Origin of the sequence: Actinomadura rifamycini DSM 43936 (assembly GCF_000425065.1) — a bacterium.
Taxonomy (GTDB): Bacteria; Actinomycetota; Actinomycetes; order Streptosporangiales; family Streptosporangiaceae; genus Spirillospora; species Spirillospora rifamycini.
Genome location: NZ_AULB01000018.1, coordinates 1 through 20,499 on the forward strand (window position 1 = coordinate 1; position 20,499 = coordinate 20,499).

14 protein-coding genes are annotated in these 20,499 nt (G+C 67.7%); 2 read left to right on the top strand and 12 right to left on the bottom strand.

Annotated elements, in window-relative coordinates; genetic code table 11:
• Nucleotides 1-574: 574 nt before the first annotated feature.
• The 5 genes from H505_RS50610 to H505_RS0117980 form a co-directional block, all read right to left on the bottom strand.
• Nucleotides 575-973 carry an STAS domain-containing protein gene (locus H505_RS50610; protein ID WP_051300832.1) on the bottom strand — a complete coding sequence of 133 codons (399 nt, stop codon included), beginning with the start codon at nt 971-973 and terminating at the stop codon, nt 575-577.
• 95 nt (nt 974-1,068) lie between these two features.
• The gene (locus tag H505_RS50615; RefSeq protein WP_026403103.1) at nt 1,069-1,368 is read right to left on the bottom strand and encodes a hypothetical protein; all 300 of its coding nucleotides are present in this window, start codon (nt 1,366-1,368) and stop codon (nt 1,069-1,071) included.
• 80 nt (nt 1,369-1,448) lie between these two features.
• Nucleotides 1,449-1,712, bottom strand: coding sequence for a MerR family transcriptional regulator (locus tag H505_RS49920; RefSeq protein ID WP_125620504.1), 264 nt, complete (start codon nt 1,710-1,712; stop codon nt 1,449-1,451).
• Between the two features lie 629 nt (nt 1,713-2,341).
• Nucleotides 2,342-3,427, bottom strand: a complete 1,086-nt coding sequence (locus H505_RS0117975; protein ID WP_026403105.1) for a winged helix DNA-binding domain-containing protein — start codon at nt 3,425-3,427, stop codon at nt 2,342-2,344.
• A gap of 63 nt (nt 3,428-3,490) precedes the next feature.
• Nucleotides 3,491-3,916: a VOC family protein gene (locus H505_RS0117980; protein WP_026403106.1), complete on the bottom strand. Its 426-nt coding sequence runs from the start codon at nt 3,914-3,916 to the stop codon at nt 3,491-3,493.
• A gap of 88 nt (nt 3,917-4,004) precedes the next feature.
• Here H505_RS0117980 and H505_RS42630 point away from each other — a divergent pair, with 88 nt between their 5' ends.
• On the top strand, nt 4,005-4,985 hold the full coding sequence (locus tag H505_RS42630) for a helix-turn-helix transcriptional regulator (RefSeq protein WP_051300860.1): 981 nt from the start codon (nt 4,005-4,007) through the stop codon (nt 4,983-4,985).
• Between the two features lie 276 nt (nt 4,986-5,261).
• Here the strand turns inward: H505_RS42630 and H505_RS0117990 are convergent, their stop codons facing one another.
• The 6 genes from H505_RS0117990 to H505_RS0118015 all read right to left on the bottom strand — a co-directional run bounded on the left by H505_RS0117990 (nt 5,262) and on the right by H505_RS0118015 (nt 17,763).
• Nucleotides 5,262-5,480 (bottom strand): hypothetical protein, encoded by a 219-nt coding sequence (locus H505_RS0117990; protein ID WP_026403107.1) that lies wholly within the window; start codon nt 5,478-5,480, stop codon nt 5,262-5,264.
• Between the two features lie 97 nt (nt 5,481-5,577).
• Entirely contained in the window at nt 5,578-7,323 is a 1,746-nt protein-coding gene (gene drmB, locus H505_RS0117995; RefSeq protein WP_051300833.1) for a DUF1998 domain-containing protein, read from the bottom strand.
• On the bottom strand, nt 7,320-10,475 hold the full coding sequence (locus H505_RS0118000) for a helicase-related protein (protein ID WP_034518484.1): 3,156 nt from the start codon (nt 10,473-10,475) through the stop codon (nt 7,320-7,322). The genes drmB and H505_RS0118000 overlap by 4 nt, the downstream gene beginning before the upstream one ends.
• Nucleotides 10,472-12,286: an ATP-dependent helicase gene (locus H505_RS0118005; RefSeq protein WP_026403110.1), complete on the bottom strand. Its 1,815-nt coding sequence runs from the start codon at nt 12,284-12,286 to the stop codon at nt 10,472-10,474. The genes H505_RS0118000 and H505_RS0118005 overlap by 4 nt, the downstream gene beginning before the upstream one ends.
• Complete coding sequence (locus tag H505_RS0118010) at nt 12,283-17,004, bottom strand: DEAD/DEAH box helicase (protein ID WP_034518486.1); 4,722 nt, start codon at nt 17,002-17,004, stop codon at nt 12,283-12,285. The genes H505_RS0118005 and H505_RS0118010 overlap by 4 nt, the downstream gene beginning before the upstream one ends.
• 93 nt (nt 17,005-17,097) lie before the next feature.
• Nucleotides 17,098-17,763 (bottom strand): hypothetical protein, encoded by a 666-nt coding sequence (locus H505_RS0118015; protein ID WP_157433043.1) that lies wholly within the window; start codon nt 17,761-17,763, stop codon nt 17,098-17,100.
• 1,073 nt (nt 17,764-18,836) lie between these two features.
• On the opposite strand from H505_RS0118015, the gene H505_RS0118020 reads away from it, so the two are divergent.
• Nucleotides 18,837-19,142: a hypothetical protein gene (locus tag H505_RS0118020; RefSeq protein WP_026403113.1), complete on the top strand. Its 306-nt coding sequence runs from the start codon at nt 18,837-18,839 to the stop codon at nt 19,140-19,142.
• Nucleotides 19,143-19,273: 131 nt separating this feature from the next.
• Here H505_RS0118020 and H505_RS0118025 read toward each other — a convergent pair whose 3' ends face one another.
• On the bottom strand, nt 19,274-20,371 hold the full coding sequence (locus H505_RS0118025; protein ID WP_026403114.1) for a DNA cytosine methyltransferase: 1,098 nt from the start codon (nt 20,369-20,371) through the stop codon (nt 19,274-19,276).
• Nucleotides 20,372-20,499: the final 128 nt, after the last annotated feature.

Consider the following 20,499-nt stretch of genomic DNA (forward strand, 5'->3'; position numbering starts at 1 on the left):
AGTACGCCAGCGTCATCAGCGCCTGCATGCCCGCCGTCAGTGCCCGGCCCTTGCTGCCGGCCTGCTTGCGGTGGCGGCCGACGACCCCGGTCACGTACTGCAGCGTCTGACGCGACAACGGCAGCGAAGAACGGTAGAAAAGCATGTGAAGCCTCTGGTGGGATCGGGCGGGGGTGAGAGACCACCCGTCCTACCAGGGCTTCTTTACGTTCCAGGGCCCGCCACACCGCCCGCGATCATGATGTGATCACGCACCGTCGGACGCTGCTGGAAAAGGTTCAGTTTGTCCGGCCTCTTATCCCAGTCGCGTTCTCGCTCCTCCCGGTACGACAGGACGTCTTGGAGGGCTCCGTCCGCAAGCCGAAAGGCCCCCTGGCAACCGTGCCTGGCGCCACCGCATGGGCATTTGCAACCGGGTTTCCTGGCGTTTGCACAGCTCGCGTTGTGGGCCATGCGCCTCTCCGGGAACTCGACTGCAAAAGCGCATCATGCAAGCCCCGGAGTATGGAGAAAAGTCTCCGGTTGGAGAGACATGTCTAATGGTCGACGTGCCGGTGGCGTCCGGGCGGCGGTGTCAGAGGGCGGGTTGGAGGGGTGGGGGTAGGGGGTGGTGGAGGGCTCGGGGGAGGGACGGGTAGGGGCGGAGGCCGTGTTCGGGGGCGGTGGCGGCGAGGACGTCGGCGACCCGGGGGCGGGGGGCGGCGAGGCGCATCGAGACGCCCCGGGCCAGTGCGCGGTGCGAGGCACTGATCAGGGCGGACAGGCCGGCGGCGTCGCAGAAGCCCAGGTGGGCCAGGTCGAGGACGACGGTCTTGTGGTCGGAGTCCATGAGCGCCAGCAGTTCCTCGTGGAGGGCGGGCGCGGTCTCCAGGTCGAGATCCCCTTGCAGGGCGACGACGGTGTATTCGGGTCCGCGCACGACGGACAGGACGACCGTCGGGTGGATGTCGATGTGGCCTTGGGTCGTGGACATGGTGCCCTCCGGCCGCGGGGCTGGTCGCGGACGGGCGGAGTTCGACCCCGCGGCACTACCGACGCTACGCCTCGCGCGGGCAATGGGCGGCAAAGTCAGAGGGCCTCGGCGGTCCAGCTCCAGGTGCCGTCCTCGTGTTCCGCGCGGATGAGGTGCGCGCCGCTCGAGTCCGCGAGTTCGGCGACGGCCCGGGCCAGGCGGCGGTGGAAGTCGGGGGGCGGGTGGCCGCTCCCGGACGAGCCTTCCAGCAGGGTCACGCTGACCTTCGCCTCGTCGCGGAGCTGGGCGGTCAGCCGGCCGGTGCCGTCCATCCGGAACATCACGATCGCGTCGGCACGGACCATGTCGCAGCCGTCGGCCGCGGAGATCCATACTTCGGGCGCCCCTCCGCCCATGGTGATCGTCTCCTGAGTCGGAAGCCCTACCCCTTCAAGATAGGCGACGCCGCCCCTGGGGACGTCCGGGGGCGGCGGGTCTACTCGGGGCGGCGGTCCCGCTGGAGCCGGGCGTTGATGCGCTGGGCTTCGGCGAGCTGGTCTTCGAGGATGATGATGCGGCAGGCCGCGTCCAGCGGGGTGCCCTGGTCGACCAGGTCGCGGGCGCGCTGGGCCAGGCGGAGCTGGTAGCGGGAGTAGCGGCGGTGGCCGCCGGCGGACCGCTGCGGCACGAACAGCTTGGCGGTGTCGAGGCTGCGCAGGAAGGCCGGGGTCACGCCGAGCATCTCGGCGGCGCGGCCCATGCTGTAGGCCGGGTAGTCGTCGTCGTCGAGCTTGTCTTCGAGCCCGTCGTCGGGGTCGGCCCCGTGCGGGGCGTGCTGGTCGCCGGTCCGGGCCGGCCGGGGTGCTCTCACAAAACCTTCCGTACTGCTCGGGGAACTGCCGGTCGGGAAACGCAACGGGGGCCCCGGCGCCGATTGCGGCGCCGGGGCCCAGAGGTACAACACCATCTACCCGGCCCCGAAGGGCGGGTCTTCCGCGTCAGCCGTCCCGACCGGGACGGGTGCGCAGGGATCGCGGATGCGTGACCGTAGACCACCGTCCAATCTGTGGAACTGCGGTACCCGAGCGGCGTGACTGGAGCCTGCTGCGGGCGATCCCGATGGCGCCGGACCCTCCTTTCCTCGACATCACTTCCGGTACTGCGTGTTCCTCTTGTTCCGGCGACCCGGTGGCCGCCGGTCGGACCGGGTGCCGGAGCCCCTTCCACTGCGCTGGCCCCGGCACGCTCGGCCTGTTCCATCCAAACCTGCCGGCAGTTCGTCCTCTGCCGCTTCTCTTGGACTTGTCTCTCTTCGATGACACATACCGTACCCGATGCGGGCGCGAATATCTACCTCGGTCACTACAGGTTTTCGTAGATCGCCGTTCGTCAGTCGGCCAGGCGGGCGCGCTGGGAGTCGCAGTCGGTGAGGAAGGACGCCAGGTGCTCGGCTTCTTCGAGGACGGCCGTCCGGTCGGGCGCGGGGAGGCGGCGCAGCGGGGTCACGGTGACGGTGTCCCCGTCGAGGGCCCAGGTGGCGGCGACGCGGCCGTCGACGAGGACGGCGCGCTCGCCGGCGACCGAGATGCCGCGGTGCGCGTCGTCGATGATGCGGCCGCGGTCGTGGTAGCCGAGGATCGCGTTGTCGAACGCCGGGAGGAAGCGGACGGGGGCGGGGGTGTCCGGGTCGGGGCGCGGGGCGTCCGGGAGGTCGAGCAGCTCGCGGCCCCGGCCGTCCCGGAAGGCGACGAGCTCGCCGCGGACGGCCTTGACGGCGGCGGGCAGCCCGGCGAGGCCGGACCAGGCGCGGAGGTCGGACGTGGACGCGGGGCCGAACGCGGCGAGGTAGCGGCGGACGAGCGCCTGCCCGACCGGGTCCGCGGGGTCGGTCGGCAGCGGGTCGATGTCGCGGCCGAGCCAGGACGCGACGCTCACGTTGCGGACGCCCGCCTTGGTGCGCCACAACCCGCGCGGGGGCGCCTGCACCACCGGGACGAGCGCGGCGACCAGCATCTCGCCGATCGCGCGGCGGGACGGCACCGGACGGTCGAGGGCCTGCACGAGTTCGGTCGTCGTGCGGGCGCGTCCGTCCGCCAGCACCGCGCGGCCCGCGGCGGCGAGGTCGTCCAGGTCGGTGTCGGCGAGCTCGCGGCGGTAGACGCCGAGGACGCGCTGCCGCAGCATCGCGTGGTGCCGGGCGCGCCAGGCGAGGGCGTCGGCGGCGGTGACGAGGTGGACGGTCCGGCGCATGAGGTGCATGCGGACGGCGGCGCGGGCGGTGAGGGCGGTCGAGAGGTTCGCCGGGTCGAACGCGCGCAGCCGGGTCCAGAGGCCGGTGAACGGTTCCTGCGGCTCCTGGGCCTGGAGGCCGCAGAGGTGCGCGATCGCGTCGGGCGCCGGCAGGTCGGCGCGTTCGAGGAGGAGCTGCCGGGCGAGCGTCGCGCGGTTGAGGGCCCGGTCGTCCAGGACGGTCATCTGCGGCCTCGTGTTCTCGGGGGCGGTCCGCCCGCCGTCCGGTGGACGGCGGGCGGGGTTCGATCAGGACGCGGCGTACTCGCTGACGATGTCGAGCACCCAGGTGACGCCGAAGCGGTCCTTGAGCATCCCGTAGAGGGGCGCCCACTGCGCCGGGCCGAGCGGCTGGACGACGGTCGCGCCGTCGGCGAGCTTGTCCCAGTACGCGGTGATCTCATCGGCGTCGTCGCCGCGGACCGAGACGAAGAACGCGTTCTCCCCCGGGTTCCACGGCTGGGCGGACGGCACGTCGTAGGCCATCACCCGGAAGCCGTTGTCGGCGTCCACCTGGCCCCACGTGACGTTGTCGGCGTCGGCCTCGTCCTGGACGTTGCCGGTGTCCTTGTACGTGACGACGGCGAGGTCGCCGCCGAACACGGACTGGTAGAAGGTGAGCGCCGCGCGGGCGTCGCCGCGGAAGTTGAGGTGGGTCACTGCCTTGACCGGCATATTCGGCTCCTTGGTCGTTCGGTTCGCGTCCCACAGTGGCAGCGGTAGCGGACAGGGTGTGGCCGCTACTTGCGGGAGAATGGCGGACATGCAGAAAACTTCGGCGCGGCTGCTGGCGCTGCTCTCGCTGCTGCAGACGCGCCGGGACTGGCCGGGGGCGCTGCTGGCGGAGCGGCTGGACATCAGCCCGCGGACGGTGCGCCGGGACGTCGACCGGCTGCGCGAGCTCGGGTACCCGGTCGTCGCGGTCAAGGGGCCGGACGGCGGGTACCGGCTGGACGCGGGCGCGGAGCTGCCCCCGCTGCTGTTCGACGACGAGCAGGCCGTCGCCCTCGCCGTCGCGCTGCAGACGGCCGTCACGAGCGGCGCGGGGATCGAGGAGGCGGCGGCGCGCGCGCTGGCGACCGTCCGGCAGGTGATGCCGGCCCGGTTGCGGTACCGGGTGGACACGCTGCGGGTCACGGCCGTCGAGCCGCCGGGGCGTCCGCGGGCCGACGGCGGGGTGCTCGCGGCGGTCGGCGCCGCCGTCCGGGCGCGCGAGGTGCTCCGGTTCGGCTACCGCGACGCGACGCGCCGGGTGGAGCCGCACCATCTGGTGACGTGGGGCGGCCGCTGGTACCTCGTCGCCTGGGACCTCGACCGGGACGACTGGCGCACCTTCCGCGCGGACCGGATCGTCCCGCGCGTCCCCACCGGCCCCCGCTTCGCGCCGCGCGAGCTGCCCGCGGACGACGTCGCCGCGTTCGTCACCGAGCGGTTCCGGGGCGGCGCGGACGACTGGCCGTGCCGGGGCGAGGTGGTCCTGGACCTGCCGGCCGGGGAGGTGTCCCCGTTCGCCCCGGACGGGGTCGTCGAGGCGCTCGGGCCGGACCGCTGCCGCCTGGTCCTCGGGTCGTGGTCGTGGACGGGCCTGGCCGCGGCGGTCGGGCGGTTCGACGCGGACATCGAGGTCGTCGGCCCGGCGGAGCTGCGGGACGCCTTCGCGCGCCTCGCCCGCCGCTACGCGGACGCCGCGGGCGTCGCGGGCGTCAGCCCTCCCGCCTGGCCGCGGCATTCCGCCTCCGGATGACCTCGTCGCGCGCAGCGCGGCCGGGCCGCCGGGCGGGGTCGGCCAGGCGGCGACGGGCTGCGTCTGGAGCTGCACCTCGCGCCGGACGGCCCGGACCCGTCGGAGCCCGCGGCGGCCGTACCCGTCCCGGTGCGGCGCCGCGTCCGCACCGGGCGGCGTGTCCTGCTCACCGTCCCGCCCGACGCCGCGGCGGCCCCCGTCGTGTGGGCGTCGTCCCACCGGGAGCGGGGCGCCCTCGACGGGTACGCGCTCGCCCCGGCCACCCTCGAAGGACGCCTACCCGGTGGTGCGGCTGCGCTTCGACCTGGACCTGTCGGTCCGCCGGCCGCTGCCGGCCGGCGCCGCGCCGCTCGTGACGGTCACCGCCGCGTCCGTCGGGTACGTGCTGGCGGTGCTGGTCCGGCCCGTCCGCCAGGTGCCGGTGTTCTTCGTCCTGCTGTTCTCCCCGTCGCGTTCCCGGCGGACCGGCTGCCCGGCCGGTTCCGCGCGCTGCACGACGTGCTGCTCGCGTGGCGCGCGCTCGGCGTCGCGGTCGGCCTCCGCACCCTCGTCCGCCGCGAGGCGCCGGGCGCCCGGGATCGGCGGTCAGAGATCATTCGACGGAGAAGAAGCCCAGATCAGGGGCCTCGGGCGTGCCCACCATCAGGCCGCGGTCGAGCAGGGTATTGAACTCTTCACAACTCGTCTCCGGGAGAAGGACGCACGAGTGACAGGCGGCACGGTTCAGGTTGTCGACACCGCCGCTGTCCGATTCGATGCACAAAGGGTCGGCGGAACACCAGGACATCCGATCGATGGCCCGGCCCACCGACGAGGCCAGTTGCCCCGACTCGACCTGCGCAACGATGCCTCCCAGACTTCCGGCGGAGTCGCTGGTGGCCGTATAGATCAAGAAGCCGGACATTCCGTCGGACACGTACAGGCGCTCGCGCAGCGAGGCCGTTGGGTACCCCGAGTCCAGACTCCATTCGTTGATGATCGCGTGCGCCAACGTGTGGATCATGACGAGTCTGGGCGTGATCTCTCTGTCGGCGGCGCGGCCGAGCCGCTCGAAACGCTCACGGTAAGCGGTGTCGATGGGGGCCAGGCGCGCCCGAACTCCGGGACGCGATTCCCACTCCGTGAGTCGACCGGCGTCCAACCTGAGGAAGACGCCCTCGCCGATGACTTCGATCGCGGGCAACCAGTCGGGACGGTTCTCGGTCGCGTAGAGCGCCGCCGAGCCCGTGGGATTCGCCGAGCCGGGCGCGGCCAGGCGGGTGAACCCGGTGAGAACGCGCACCTCCCGCAGCCGTTTGACCCGCATCACCTTGTCGATCGCGAGTTCCGCCGCGACGGCGTCGTCCTCCTCCCAGGGGACGCAGACGAAGTCCTGTTTGCCCCCTTTTTCTTCGGTAGGCCTGGTCAGAGCCTGGTACTCGTCGTTTTTCAAAGCCCCATCGGAGGTGTCCAGGTGACCGGCCTCCATCTCGCGGCGTCGCTCCACGGCCTGCATGATCTCTTCGACGCCGAACAGCCGGTGTCGGTCGAGCTCCAGCTCTTCGAGGCGGTCGCGCAGGTCCGGCGCTTTCCTGAGAGATCTCCAGTGGCGCTCCACCAGCCTCTGGACGCCCTCGGACCAAGGCGGGATCGACAGCGCGGAACGCACGTCGGAGAACCACACGCCGGACGCTCCTCGCTGCATCGCCCGCGGTTGTTCCGCGCAATCTTCCGCCGGTACGTCACCGAGCCAGGGGCGCCGCCCCGTGCATGTGCTGATGCCCTTCAGAGCCCCCTTGCTCAGGGCGCCCTCCATGGTGACCGGGCGCACACCGCAGGAACAGGAAATCTCGATGTCACCGAGTGAAGCACTGCGGCCCGTGGCCTTCAGCTTCATTTCGTGCCGTCGCCCTTCGCCCCCCGTTACGTCGCCGCCCTTGTGAAGCCAGCGGAAGTAGGGAAAGTCGTCGATGTGGCCAGCGGCGCAGCAGACGACGAACCGGGACGGCACCAGTTCGCGATCGCACTCCCTGCACTTCGCCGGGCTTCGGGACGCACCGAAGAACTTGGCCTTTGCCAGTCGATTGCATTCCGGGCAGGAAAGAATCTCCGGGAAGCGAATGACGGGGACGTCCCCGTACTTGTCGTTGTCGGACGCCGGCGGCAGCCGGAAGCCTCGCACTCCGAACTCTTTTTGCAGCCGAGGCTCATGGACGATCTGGTCGAAGGGGCCGACTTCGGGCCAGCGGTCGAGCCCGGCCACCATGAACGACTCGCCGCCGACCGCGATCAGCGAACCGACCCCATAGGTCGTGATGAGCTGGGCTCGCCGGACACCCCCGATGGGCTTCCCCTTCACCGCGCCCCCCTGTCCAGGTAGAGGGACGACTCCACGTCGACGTCCCGAAGGCTCCACAGCGTCGCGAAGCCGGAGGCGGTCGCATCGTCCGACTCGTCCCAACGGCCCGCGTCGACCAGGAGGCCGGGTTGCCGATAGGTGCCGTACGCGAGCGTCGGGTTCTCGTCGACCGCCTCGTGCCACTGGGCGATGATCTCTTTGAGCTGCCGATCCGTCATGTTCCGCTCGGCCCGGCCGGCGACGCGTTCCACGCGGTCCAGGATCCGGTCGCAGATGGGGCCGAGTTCGTCCTCGAAGTCGGCGATGTGCGCGGCCGCCTCGTTCGGGCGGGCCATCGGAATCATCAAGCGGGCCAACCCCACGACGGTGGCGTGCAGACCACGGTCGCGAGCGCGCGCCGAGAACGGCGTCACGCTGGTCGCCTCGACCTGTCGATAAAGGGCCGAATGATAGGAGGCGAAGTTCTCATAGTGCGATCGGTCCCTGGAGCGCGCACCGTTGAACAGAGTGACCACCAGTCCAGGCCATTTCCGGCCGACCCTGCTGGTCGCCTGGATGTATTCGGAGGTGGACTGGGGCTGCCCCATCACGACCATCAGGCCCAGGCGGTCCACGTCGACCCCCACGGAGATCATGTTCGTGGCGAGGATCACGCCCAGCGCGTCCGGGTAAGGCTTGGCCATGTCCTGGAGGTGACCCGGAATCGCGCTCGACGGTTCCCGACTGGTCAACTCGATGTCACGGCCGATGTCTCGTCGCTTCTGGCCGAGGCTTTCGCTGAGGAGGTCGAGACGATCGTTGACGTCGTCCTGGATCTGAAGCTTGGCACCGCCGAGCAGTCTGAGGCTGTTGAAGTATCCGAGGAGCGTCCAATAGGCGTCCCGCACATCGTCGGCTCCCTCGATCGCTTGGGCATGATGAAGCAGAGCAGCGTACGTCCGCACCATCAGACTGGTCTGACTGGTGGCGGGCGCCATGAGCCCCACATACAGCCTGCTCGCCTTCAAGGACGGCGGTGTCTCCACCGAGAAGTAGGAATCTCGAGCGTCCAGCCCGGGCGGTGGGAACTGCTCCACCCGGCGGTCGAACAGCGCGAGGCCCTGATGGGCGGCCCGGCGTACCGTGGCCGTCGACGCGACGATCTTGGGGCGATCGCCGATCAGGTCGATCGCGGTCTCGTAGAGGCCCGCCAGCGTGCCCAGGGGCCCGGATATGAGATGCAGCTCGTCCTGAATGATCAGTTCGGGCGGCGGTTCGGAGCTGAAGTGATTGAAGAGGTCGCCGATCTCGGGTTTCCAGGGAAGCCCCGCGAACTTGTCCGACGTGGCGATGATCAGAGTCGGGCGTGCGGCATAGATGGTCTCGTCGACCACGTGGACCGGAAGCCCTTCGGCGAAGTCGCAGTCGGCCGTGCCGCAGGCGATCACCAGCCGGTCGCCCTCGATCCTGTAGTCATAGTGGTCGAGAGCGGTACCGCACCAGCAGCATGACCGAAGCTGGACCGGGTTCTGCTCCTGCACCTCCTCCCTCTTGCCGAGCTTCCGCAGAGACCGCTTGGCCTCGTCCAAGGTGTTGGGGGTCGAGCCACGCCCCACCCACATGCCGATGGAGATTTCGCTCGAACCGAGGCGGCCGGCCGCTTCCCGGCGGAGTCGCTCCATACAGCACATGAGGAGCGCGGCACGCTCGAACTGCTGGACCGTCAGAAGGCGAAGGGTGTATCGCATCAGCACGGTGACCCCGCCGCCGTTCCGCGGATCGCGCAACCGCCTGAGGAACGCGGCGAAGGCGATCAGCCCCAGATAGGCCTCGGTCTTGCCACCGCCGGTCGGGAACCACAGCACGTCGGCGATACCACGGTCGTCCGACTCTCGATCCGCGACCCCCCGGAGCGAGAGGAGGAAGAAGGCGATCTGGAACGGGCGCCAGGTGGCGGTCGTCTCGTCCGGCGGTGTCGAATTCCGGTTCGCGGTCCTCAGCCAGTCCGTTCGAGCACGCTGCATCGCCATGGCCCGGTTCGCGAGCCGGAACGCTTCCATGGGAGCCGGGTCCGAGGAATCCGCGAGCGTCTCGATTCCCGCGTCCATACGATCGCAGGCTTCTGTGCAACGTCGCAGGTGCTCGGCGGCCGTCCTGCGCAAATCCTCGTGCGAGATATCTTCGAGCTGACCGGTCCTGCGCTCTATCCATGCGCGATAGCCCGATGTCAGCGTCCTCAACGCGGCGATGACCTCGTCGTCGGACGCGGTCGCGAGCCGATGCATGCCGAGGCGAGCGGTATCGACTTCCGGGTTGGAATCGGCCGACCGAAGATCATGGGCGGGCACGAAGGTCGTTCGAATCCATCGTGTCGTGGGAGCCGTGGCCACGTCGTTGACGGCGACCTCGACGGACTCCCATTCCACCGCACAGCCATGGCCGGTGGCGAAGTTCGGCGCGTGCCCGTAGAGAAGTCGGTAGGCGGTGAGCTCCTCGTCCGTGTCCGCGGCCCCGGGCACCGGCCGTTCCACGAACGGGGACGATCCGTCCGCGGAGCGGACCGTGATACGCGGCTGGAAGAAGGCGAGCGCGTCTCGGCCCCCGGTGGAACGCGATGCTTCATTTCGGTTGAGCAAGGCCAGCGTGACGGCCGCGACCCCGTCGGCGTTCGCCGCCCGCACTCGAACGAAGAGTTCGAGATTTTCGGCCAACCCGATCCGCCGCCGGCCCGTGCGGGAGACATCGATGCGACAGGGTTCGACCTCGAGACCGGTGCGCCGCCACGACTCCGCAGCCACGGAACCGGTCCGACCGCGTCGGCCCTTCAGCGGCGAATCGGGCACATAGCGTGCGGCCTCCACCTCGACCACGATCGTCTCCGCAACCGTGAGGTCGACGGAGAAGGTCATGCCCATGGAGGACGGGTAGCGCACGTTGGCCATGGCCACGGCCGGGTCCACGACATCGGCCGCGTGCCTGTTCTCCGGCTCTTCGTCCAGCGGATTGGTGTCGGCGACGCTGTCCTGGGACCTTGGGAAGAGGATTCCGGCGGCGTACTTGGTGATGGGCGGATCAGTGATCGTTTCTTCGGCGCCGCCGGTCGGCCCTACCAAGTCACGTTCCAACCGGGTGACCAACTCGTGGCGGAACGCATAGTGCCTGTCCAACCTCACGAGCCCTCTCCGATCCAGTCGAAAACGCCCAAGCCCATGATCCGCGGCCGAAGCCAGACGCCCGACCAGCCGAGACCGGCATTGCGGCCGGCCGCTTCACGGCCGACCACGGTCTCCACTGTGTCCACTCGAAGATTTTTGATCGCAAAGGGAACTCTGCGGTCACGGCCGGGCAGGTGCGCTCTCAACATCCTTTCGAAGGACTCGGTGGTCACACCGATGCGCCGACCCTCGTGGTCAACGGCGTAACCGGCGAAGCCACCGGAAGATTCCACCGGAAGCCGAACCAGCGTGACGGGATCACCCGCTCGAACGCCCGTCGCCAGGTAGTTCTGAATACTTTTCGGGTCGTCCTGGAAGCCGAGGGTGCCCGGAGGGTTCTCCGGGTCGACGTCTTCCGCACGGATCTCAATCCCGAGATTTCGCCCGGCTTTGAATCCCAGCTCGGCCCACCGCCCGTCCCGTTGCTTCCGCAGGCGACCGGTCGTCGCCCCGGTGACGGGCTTGACATGGATCAGAAGGTCACGCGGCCGCGTCATCGCCACATAGAGCAGGCGGGCACGCTCGGCCTGCTCGATCATGTCGTCCTCGGGTGCGTCTCCCGGGTCCAGGACGACGACCTGATCGAATTCGAGTCCCTTCGCCTTGTGGACGGTGGAGACGACGATCCCTTCAAAACCTTGTTCCGTGAGTTCACCGGGAACGTCTCCGCGATACAGGCGATTCCGAATGGCGGAAAGATCCAGGGTTTCGTCTCGGCGCCTCGGCCCCATGCGCCGAAGGAGCTCCCAGGAAGATTCCGGGTCCACCTCGAAATTCCTGAAAATCTCAAGAACCTCGCTTTTCTTCGGCTGTTTGGAATCGATTTCTCGGTAGAGCGATCCGACCCATGCGGGGATGACGTCGGTACGCGCCGACCGTTGGACGCGATGCCGGACCCCGAGGTCGTACAGCCGCCGTGAGACCAGAAGGACTTGGTCGTTCGATCTGCACAGCACCGCCGTCGTCCCCGCCATGCGGGCCATGACGGGAGCGGCCTGCTCGAGTGTTCCCAGGGAGTCCCCCGCCATGAGCACACTGCGCAGGTTTCGTTGGATTTCGCCGAAGGGAGCGTTCACGAGTCCCAGCCCATCGCCGAAGGCGAGCGCCGCCTCGGCCTCCGGCTCACGAGCACGGAAGTTGCCAGTGAGCGAGACCTCCTGCAGATCACCCTCGAAGCGTTCGCGCACCTCTGCGTACAGCCGAGCAGCGCCCTCCAGGCGCTGCCGCGGGTCCTCGAGTTGGAAACCGTAGATGCCCTGGGCTGGATCGCCCAGCAGAGTGAAGCCTTCCACGTCGGTGTCCAACAGCGCCAGGACGAGCTCGGCGCGATCACCGACGAGATCTTGGACCTCGTCGACGACGAGATGACGGAGATCACCGATGACCTCTTCGACGTCCGAGTCTTCCCTGATCAGCCGGGTCGCCTCGTGGATCCGCGGCTCGAACCCTTGTCGCTGCCAGGGGCCTTCCGGGGCGACCTCGGACAGCAGCCCGGTGGCGAAGGAGTCGAACGTCTGGACGCCGACATGCGCGGCGGCGCTTCCGAAGGCGGCGAGCCGCTTTCGGATTTCACCGACCGCCGCACGGGAGAAGCTCAGGACCAGAATTTCCGACGGCTCGAGTTCCTCGTACTCGATGAGGTGGGCGAGGCGATGGATCAGGGACAGCGTCTTGCCCGAACCCGCCGGAGCGGTCACCAGAAGGCGGGCCTCCGCAGGTTCCTCGACGAGCCGTCGCTGCTGTTCCGTCAGCTGGACCTGTGCGGTCATCGGCTCTTCCAGAGGTACTCGAACTGTCGGAACGCGAGCTCTTCACCGTATTGGACGATATTGTCGGCGACGTTGACGATGAGGCACTCCTCCTTGCCGCCGTTCAGCGGGCCGCGAAGGCCGCGCCCGATCATTTGCTGGTAGACGTTGGGACTGTACGTCGGACGGGCGACGATGACGGCCCGTGTCGCCGGCGCGTCGAAACCCTGGGAAAGAACGTTGTAGTTGGCCAGGACGCGGATCCCGCCCTGCCGGAACTGCTCGATCGCATGCCGACGTTGACCGATATCGGTACCGCTCGAAACGGCGGCGGCCGAAACTCCCTTGCGGATGAGAAGCGCCGCCATGGTCTGGGCGTGGTTGACGGACGTGGCGAACAGCAGGATCGGCCAGTCGTCCGGCAACTCGAGGATCTTGTCGATCAGAATACGGTTGCGGGCGGCGTCGTGTCCGAGCCGTTCTTCGGCCGATGGCGGCAGCCGACGGAGCTGTTCGAGCGAGTCTCGCTCTTGCACGCTCAAATCGAGGTCGGAGCCCGGCAGCTCTTCGTGCTTCACGCGCGCCAGCACACCGAGTTCCTGCAGGGTGGCGTAAGGGTCTGCGCCCAGGATCTCCGTGCCGTCCCGCCGGTGGTCCAGCCGGTTTCGGCCATAGCGGGCGACCAGGCGGTCGGACTCTTCGGTGTTGGTCCCGCGGAAAGGCGTCGCGGTCAGACCGACGAGGGGGCATCGCGATCGGTGCGGGTTGAGTCCCAGCGCGCCGAGAACCCGCGTGTACCGCGGACTGATCGATGTGTGCGCCTCGTCCACGACGACGACCTGTGCTTCGCGGAGCCACGCGTACTCTTCGGCCTCGATCACACTTTCCAACTTGGCGTCGGTGGCGATGACGAGGTGATGCCCCTCGTCCACGGGATCCGCCTCGTTCGCGGCCCACAGCCGGCTGATCGTCAACTGCCGTGCCGGTCCGGTGTGGCGCCACACCATCTGCCACGTCTGAACCGCCTGCTCACAGAGTTCTTCTGTCTGCGCCACCCACAGAACGGGAACGGAGACGGCCTCGGTCGAAAGCGACCGCAGGCAGCGGATGATCGCCTCGACGGCCACTCGGGTCTTGCCCGCTCCGGTGGGCAGGCTGAGCATCCCGCGCAGGGCGGGTCGGCTCAGCAGCACCTCCATGATTCGTCCGACCATCAGCTCCTGGTAGTCGTGCAAGGCCGGGAACTGCACAGGTCCTTCCACGGTGAGAACCGGTGCGAGCGCGGGTTGCCGGAACCCGGCGTACTCGGCGGGGAAGCCGAGATCCGCCACGAACGCTTTCGCTTGATGGCTGCCGGCCATCTGGGTCGGGACGGGGAAGTTTCGGTCCTCCAGTTGCTGTCGGAACTCGCGCAGGACGCCCGCCCCGTACACGGCGAGCGTCAGCTCCGCGACGGTCCGGTCGTCGATCGGTCCCTCCTCGGCCTCGACCGCGTCGACCAGGCCGTACGGCAGCCGTTCTCGGAGCACGTCGGCACCGAGCATGGCCACCAGTTTGTCCCTGAGGTCCGGCAGTGCTCGCACCTCGACGATCCGGCGGTCGCGCTGGAGATCCTCGCGATGGCGAAGGACCTCCCGACGCCGTTCCTCCGAGAGCCCCAGCCGCAGGAGGGCGTTCAACTCCTGGAGAAGCGCCAGGTCATCGGGACTATCGAGCCAGTAGACGGTTTCCTCGCGCCGGCCGATGCGGACGGGCTCCGAAGTCTGACCCGAGGGCGTACGAACGAGTTGGTCCAAAGTCTCGCAGCGTTGCAGGACGAGGCCTCGCAGCGGACGCCCGGGCTCGAACTTCAGCTGCGGGAACACGTCCTCCAGGGGAATCGGCTCGCCGAGGGGCGACGCACGAATCTCCGTGACGTAGACCTCGTCGAAGGTCTTCATTCCCCACGCGTCCACGAGCTGCGCGACATCGTTCGTCTCAGGAACGAGCAGAGCCGCTATGCCGCGTGCCATGAGACGTTCGTACTGACCGGGATCCGCTGTCGCGACGGCTTCCGCCGGAGGGCAGGCGGTCCAGCTCTCTCCCTGTCGACAACGAATCTTGGCAGGCGAGCTCAACTGGGTCACGGCGAGCGCGTACAGGGCGCCGATCTCCACGTGTCTCTCACTCTCGAGAGCTCGGTCGAGAAGCGACAGCCACAGAGTTCCCTTGATCTCTTCCAAGGTGTTGGCGAGACCGAGGGCACGTGCGAGGCCGAGGTCGATGTCCGCGACGGGCAGCACACGAGCATGGTCCGCCAAGCCGGGGCCGACACAATCGGCGATGCGACGTACGCCCATCGACGTGGCGACCCTGCCGGTCTTCTCGATGGCCCATACCAGAGGGGACGGTACGGGCAGGGGCAGATCGTCCGGACGAGTGAGCGCTTGGACCGTCCACCTGGTCACCATGCCCTCGGGCGGCAGGTTCTGAATGAAGCGGGACCGCGCCGCCGGCGTGAGGTCGAACAGAAGCCCGAGATGCCCGGCGAGAGGAGCGCCTTCCACCACGATCTTGCCCTGCTGTGGCCTGCGGGCCCCCGCAGGCAGGGTCCGGTAGTACCTGTCGACCATCGCGGCCTTGTAGTCGCCGAACCACTCCGCCGTCGAAGGGTCCGCTTCCGGGATCGGCGTGTCGGACATGCCCAGTCGGCGCAACATCTCCATGTCATCGTGATGGAAGTCCTCGTCCACCACGAACTCGGCGTCATCCGGGCTCCCGGGAAGGATGACGGTGCCGGGAAGCAGGCAGGCGTTCAGCGGTTCGTACGTCCCGGCCCGAGTACGAATCTCGAGACTTGCGACCACGTCCCGCTCGACCAGATACTCGACGGCGCGCTCGACACCGGTCTGTCTCGCGAGCAGCCAGAACCGGTCCCAATCCGGTCCACGGTAGCCTGCGAGGTCCCCGGAGACCGCTGCGGCGAAGCGACCGAAGGCATCCGCCTCCTTGATGCCGAGGATGTCGAGGAATCGAGAGGCGGCGGGATCGTCCTCCAACTCCGGGTCCACGTAGACCGTGTCCTCGGTAGGGGGGTCCATCGCCGTGCGACGGAACACCTTCCCTTCCAGAGGGGGCACCAGCCGGCCGTCCGCTGTTCGGAGAACCGCCGACTTCCGCGCCTCGTCCTTGTAAGGGTGATGTTCGGCGGCCATCTCCGCCACGATCGACAGTGCGACGGCCGATGCGGCGGCCGAACCGTCGGTCACCAATGCCTCCAGCCACTCCTGAACAGTGGCGGCCCGGCTTCCAGAGTCCGAGATCAACATGTCGGCGCGGGCCCGTCGTGTCGCCGTTCTCTCCACTGATGGGTGACACCACTCGGCCGGGCGGCCAGGGTAGGCGGCCCACCGCTCGACCCAAGCTTTCCAACGCTGCCAAACATCGGCATCGGTCGACGGCGCCTTCGGGTGAAGGCGTACATCCTCAGGGAGTTGGTACTCCCCGTCCTGGTCTGGCAGGGAGCGGTTGCGTGCCGCCTCCGCACGAACGAGGTCGGTGAGGATTTCATCCGCCCAGTTCCGGACCTCACGTCCACGCGCGGTCATCAGTTCCAAGGGCCGCGCGGGATCTTCGGGCGTGGCGAGCTCGGGCAGGGAGGCCACGACCAGCCGGGCGGACTCCTTCATCAACTCATCGTTGAAGGCATTGCCTCGAAGAATGTGTTGACGATCTTCATTGGTCTTCCATGCCGCGTTCAGGACACCGCTCAAGGTGGTCTGGTACTCCGTCGGGAAGAAGGCCCAGAAAGTCCCTTCCTTGTGCCAGCCGGAGTCCGGAACGGCCCAGGCTATGGGAACCTCGACGCGGTTCCGATACTCACCGGCATCAGCCCATGCGTCGTCGGACAGTGGGGTGTTCTTCTCGAAGACCGACCACTCCAGAGGTTCGGCCTCGACCCCGTTCTCGATGACCTGGAGGGACCGGCGGCGACCTTCGCCTCCTACGACGATCTCCTTGCGGTACGAGATGTTCCTACGGTCCTCGAGGATCACGCGGCCGGCGTGGGGAGAGAACACAGCGAACACCGACGGAAATGTCCGTAGCTGAGCGCCCAGTTGATCGGCGAACCTGCCTTCGCGGAGCGGAAGCTTGATGACCGTGACGGCCCAGGACATCAGCTCGTTGAGGATCGAATCTTTCGCACGCTCCTCATCCGCATCGAGCGGTTCGGCGATGCGGAGCACGGGGGTGGGTCCCGCCGCATCGGGGACGCGTTCCAGAATGCGCTCCCGAGCACGGCTCGCAGACCAGACGAAAGAGCCGCTGCGACTGAAGAAGAACGGACGATCGGAGACGCTGAGGACGGACTTGAACCCGACCCCGAAGCGCCCGATCTCCGCACCGCGCTTACGGGACAGGTGCGAGGCCAGGATGGTGCGCGCACCTTCCGGAGTGATCGGGTTCCCCCGGTTGGCACAGTACAGCGCGTCTGTCGTGAGCAGCACGTGGATGACCCCGTTACGGGTGGTTCTGAGCTCGTCGGCCCCGTTCTGAATCAGCTCGTACAACTGCCGATGGCCGTAACCCCCCTCCCGGATGGACGTCTCGATGTTCGCGTGCTCCTCGATCAGGACCGCGTTGGCCTCATAGGAGCGCAGGCAAGCCTCGGATTGGGCGAGCACGACCTGACCGACGGGGCTGTCTTTTCCCGACCAACCAGAGTGTGCGGCGCGTTCGGACTCGTCCGTACTGGTCACTGATTGTTCTCCTCGCGAACACGAGTGATGCTCGGGCGTGGTGCCCCTGCACTGAAACAGGGTACGGCGACCGAACGAAATTTTTTTCGGTCGTTACGCTTCCAGGTTCGCCAGACGGTAATGTCCTGGGAGGATCTCATCAGGAGCATCGTCATGTGACTGGATCAACCACCCCTGGTCGATCAGTTCCCGAAGCTCCTGTCGCCAGGTCGGTGTCTTCGCGACGCGTTCCAGCTGTTGCGGACTGGCCGGCCACGGGCTGATGTGCAGAAGGTATTCGAGCAATCTCTCCGCGGGCTTCCCGCCCCCCACGGACTCGATGGTCTCTTCGCTCGAGGCCACGGACTCGTCCAGGTGGGAGGCCGACAGTCGATACGGAGCCTCGGCGCCGTTCCCGCGGGTTTCGATCTCCCACCCGACTTGCCGAAGTTCACGGATACGCCGTGCCCAGGCCCTGATGGCCGCGACACCTTCCAGCTGGTGGGGCGAGACCTCCTCCCCCGGGTGCCCGCGAAGGTACAGGAGGAGCGCCGCCCGGGCTCCTCCGACGACTTCTTGACGCACTTCGGCGAGAGCCTCACGTGATTGGGCGAGACACACGCCTACTGCAGCCGCGGTCTCCAGCCACTCTTGGGGCTTCAGATCTTCTCGAGGCGTGTCCTGGACGATCGCCAACGCGTCCTTCAAGGACTCTTCGAGCTTCTCCAGTTGCTCGCTGTGATGAACGGATTGCCCACCGTCGGCAGGGGTGGTGTCCATGTTGAGCCGTCGCCTTTCGTCCATCGTCGACGCAGACCGACCATCACGCTCTCATCGTTCGGATGATCGGGCTCGCGGGGACAACTGCAGCCAATCTCGGCATGCCGATATAGAGCCCGCAGCTGACACGACTACATCAATGCGGCCCTAGCACATCCGAACAATATTCATGTTGTAGCGGCCCACACCTTCAGGCTGTGAAGCGCATCCGGGTAAGGGTTACAAGCGGCTCGAACTCGAGCCGCACTCGCCGGAGAGTACGCCCGCGGATGCACGGATGTCAAGGCGGTTGATGCGGAAGATGCATCGACCGAGGAACGCGCCCCCTCAAACCCTCGAAACACCACATTCGACCGAGTGGGGCAGACACTGCGCACACGTGATTTTCTTGTACATTCGTGATCTCGGCTTGCGCGGCGGCCCGTTTATGGTGGAACCTCGTGATGCCCGGCCCCAGGATCGGGCCGATGGCGCGATCGCGATCACCGTGATCTCCTATCGTCCATACGTGGATCCCCGGTCAGGCGCTAGCCGAAGGGATCCATGAAGCCACGACCCGAGATGACGAACCGGCAGCATCCCTCGCCGCCGAAGGGAGATGATGCACTACCCGCGAGCCAACCAGTCGACATGAATTGCAGGTCCGACGACCGGTAGAACCCAGCGGCCTCGCGATGGCATGCACCCGCGCCATCGAGTCGAGGTTGTCCCGAGTTCATCACTGAAGCGTCGGGACCCTTCAACACGTCTTGCCTCCGAACGCAGTTCGGGTACGAACCGTTCCATCGATGGCAAAGACGCTACTTCTCATGCCTTCGTTCGTGCACGAGCCGACGACAAACGACGGGAGCACGCAGCTGGAAGCCTTGTGACAAGTGATCTCGGCGCCGCCATGGAGATCGTCCAATGCAGCACGGACGGCGCACGCATCAGCCGCACAGCAGTCGGCGATGATCCAAGTCGACCTGGCCCGACGCCAGAGCCGACACTCCCGGCTGCGCACAGGCGCCTGCACCCCGCGCGACACGACAGGCGCGTCACCCCATCACTCGTCCATCTGCAAAAGGACGCCCATGTCGACTCTGGTCACCACCGTGATCGCCACCACCACGGCCGACGGCATCAGCCCTCGGGTCATGACGCTGTTGCTCGGTTCCATCGTCGTCGCTCTGGTCGGCGGCTTCCTGGGTTACATCGTCTGCGACGGAACGCAGAACAAGAAGTTCGCCGCGGGAACCATCTTGGCGGTCGTCGCCTTCGCGGGCGCTTACTCGTTCTTCAACGACTTGGTCTCCCCGGCCCCTCCGACCACGGTCGCCCCCCTTCCGCCCGGCGACCCGGGCGCGGAGCCGACGCACCGGAGCCTGCACGACGGCTGAGCGGCGAACAGGGAGGAGCCGACCTCGGCCGGCGTGACGTCTGAGGTCGGCGGGTGCCGCAGCGCCCCGCCGGGTGAACGGAGCGATGGATGCGACCACGTCCGTTCACCCGGCGAGGCCGAGCGCCGGGGTCACACGTATTCCATGCCCTCGACCATCACGTTCTCCAGCGCCTTCGGAGCCGGTACGCCCGCGACGTTCCAGGTCGTGAGTTTTTCCAGCATGTCTTCGGTGGGCGGATCCCATCCGAACGCTGCGGCGAGTACGTGCATTGCCAAACGAGGCGGGACGGCGTTGCCGATCTGTTGGCCGACGTCCTTCCCCGCCCATGGGTAGTCGCGAGGGAAGGTTTGAAGGCGGCCGGCCTCCGACATACTGAAGCGGGGCAGTTCTTCCCCGGTCCCGGAAACGACCCTGTTGCGGGAAATCTTGCCCGTCACGGTCGCCGAGGGCTCGTCATGGGACCGCCGCCCGCGGGCCTTGGGATCGCCGCCCGTGCCATAGTTCGAGATGACGGAGAACGGACCACGTCGATCGAGCGCTTCCGTCATCGTCCGCCACGGCGCAAGAAGCAGGTCACCGCAATCCCGCGGAACACCCTTCCTGTAGGGCCGATGAGTCGGGACTGGAAGACGAACCGATTCGACGCCCAAGCGTGCGATGAGAACGGCGCGTTTCCTCGTTTGCGGAACGCCGTACATCTCCGTCCGCAACTGGCCGCAGTCGACGGCGTACCCCTCGGCGCTCAAGGCTTCCGCGTAGGCTTCCCAGACGGGAAGCACCGCGGGAACCTGTTCGAGAACGATGGCGTCGTATGGTGACTTTCGGACGTCGATCGCCTCGAGCGCCCAACGAAGAGGCTCCAGCACCAGGCCGGTGCGCTCGTCGCTCAGCTCGGCCAAGTCCTTGGCGATTTCTTCGCGGTCCTCCCGTGAGCGCATGCGCTTGACGAAGCTCAGAACTTCGTCCAGAGCTTTACGGCCGACGCCGGTTCCCGCGACGGTGAAGGTCTGGCAGGGGGGACCGCCGGCCAGAACGTTCGCATCCGGGTAATCGGAAGGCTTGTGGTCGCGCACGTCGCCTTCCACGGTTTCCAGTCCGGCGGCGCGCCGCGTCTCACAGGCCGATGCATCCCATTCGATGCCCACCGTCGGAATACCGAGCTTTTCCGCCGCCACATCGAGGCCGCCGGGGCCGGCGAACAAGTCCACGATCTTGACGGGTTGCACTTGGTCTCCAGGTGTGTCGTTCGGGTCCGAGTACACCGCAGGCCTCCGCGCGATCGTTCACACCGGCCAACGGCGACGCCGACAGCTAGGCAGAGTACCGTGGATCACCGACGTCTTCTTTTCACGCC

Bases quoted from the DNA above. Each gene is read 5' to 3' on its own strand.
- H505_RS50610 (WP_051300832.1), bottom strand. From the start codon at position 973: ATGTCCACGACCCAAGGCCACATCGACATCCACCCGACGGTCGTCCTG.
- H505_RS50615 (WP_026403103.1), bottom strand. From the start codon at position 1,368: ATGGGCGGAGGGGCGCCCGAAGTATGGATCTCCGCGGCCGACGGCTGC.
- H505_RS49920 (WP_125620504.1), bottom strand. From the start codon at position 1,712: ATGGGCCGCGCCGCCGAGATGCTCGGCGTGACCCCGGCCTTCCTGCGC.
- H505_RS0117975 (WP_026403105.1), bottom strand. From the start codon at position 3,427: ATGACCGTCCTGGACGACCGGGCCCTCAACCGCGCGACGCTCGCCCGG.
- H505_RS0117980 (WP_026403106.1), bottom strand. From the start codon at position 3,916: ATGCCGGTCAAGGCAGTGACCCACCTCAACTTCCGCGGCGACGCCCGC.
- H505_RS42630 (WP_051300860.1), top strand. From the start codon at position 4,005: ATGCAGAAAACTTCGGCGCGGCTGCTGGCGCTGCTCTCGCTGCTGCAG.
- H505_RS0118005 (WP_026403110.1), bottom strand. From the start codon at position 12,286: ATGACCGCACAGGTCCAGCTGACGGAACAGCAGCGACGGCTCGTCGAG.
- H505_RS0118015 (WP_157433043.1), bottom strand. From the start codon at position 17,763: ATGGACACCACCCCTGCCGACGGTGGGCAATCCGTTCATCACAGCGAG.
- H505_RS0118020 (WP_026403113.1), top strand. From the start codon at position 18,837: ATGTCGACTCTGGTCACCACCGTGATCGCCACCACCACGGCCGACGGC.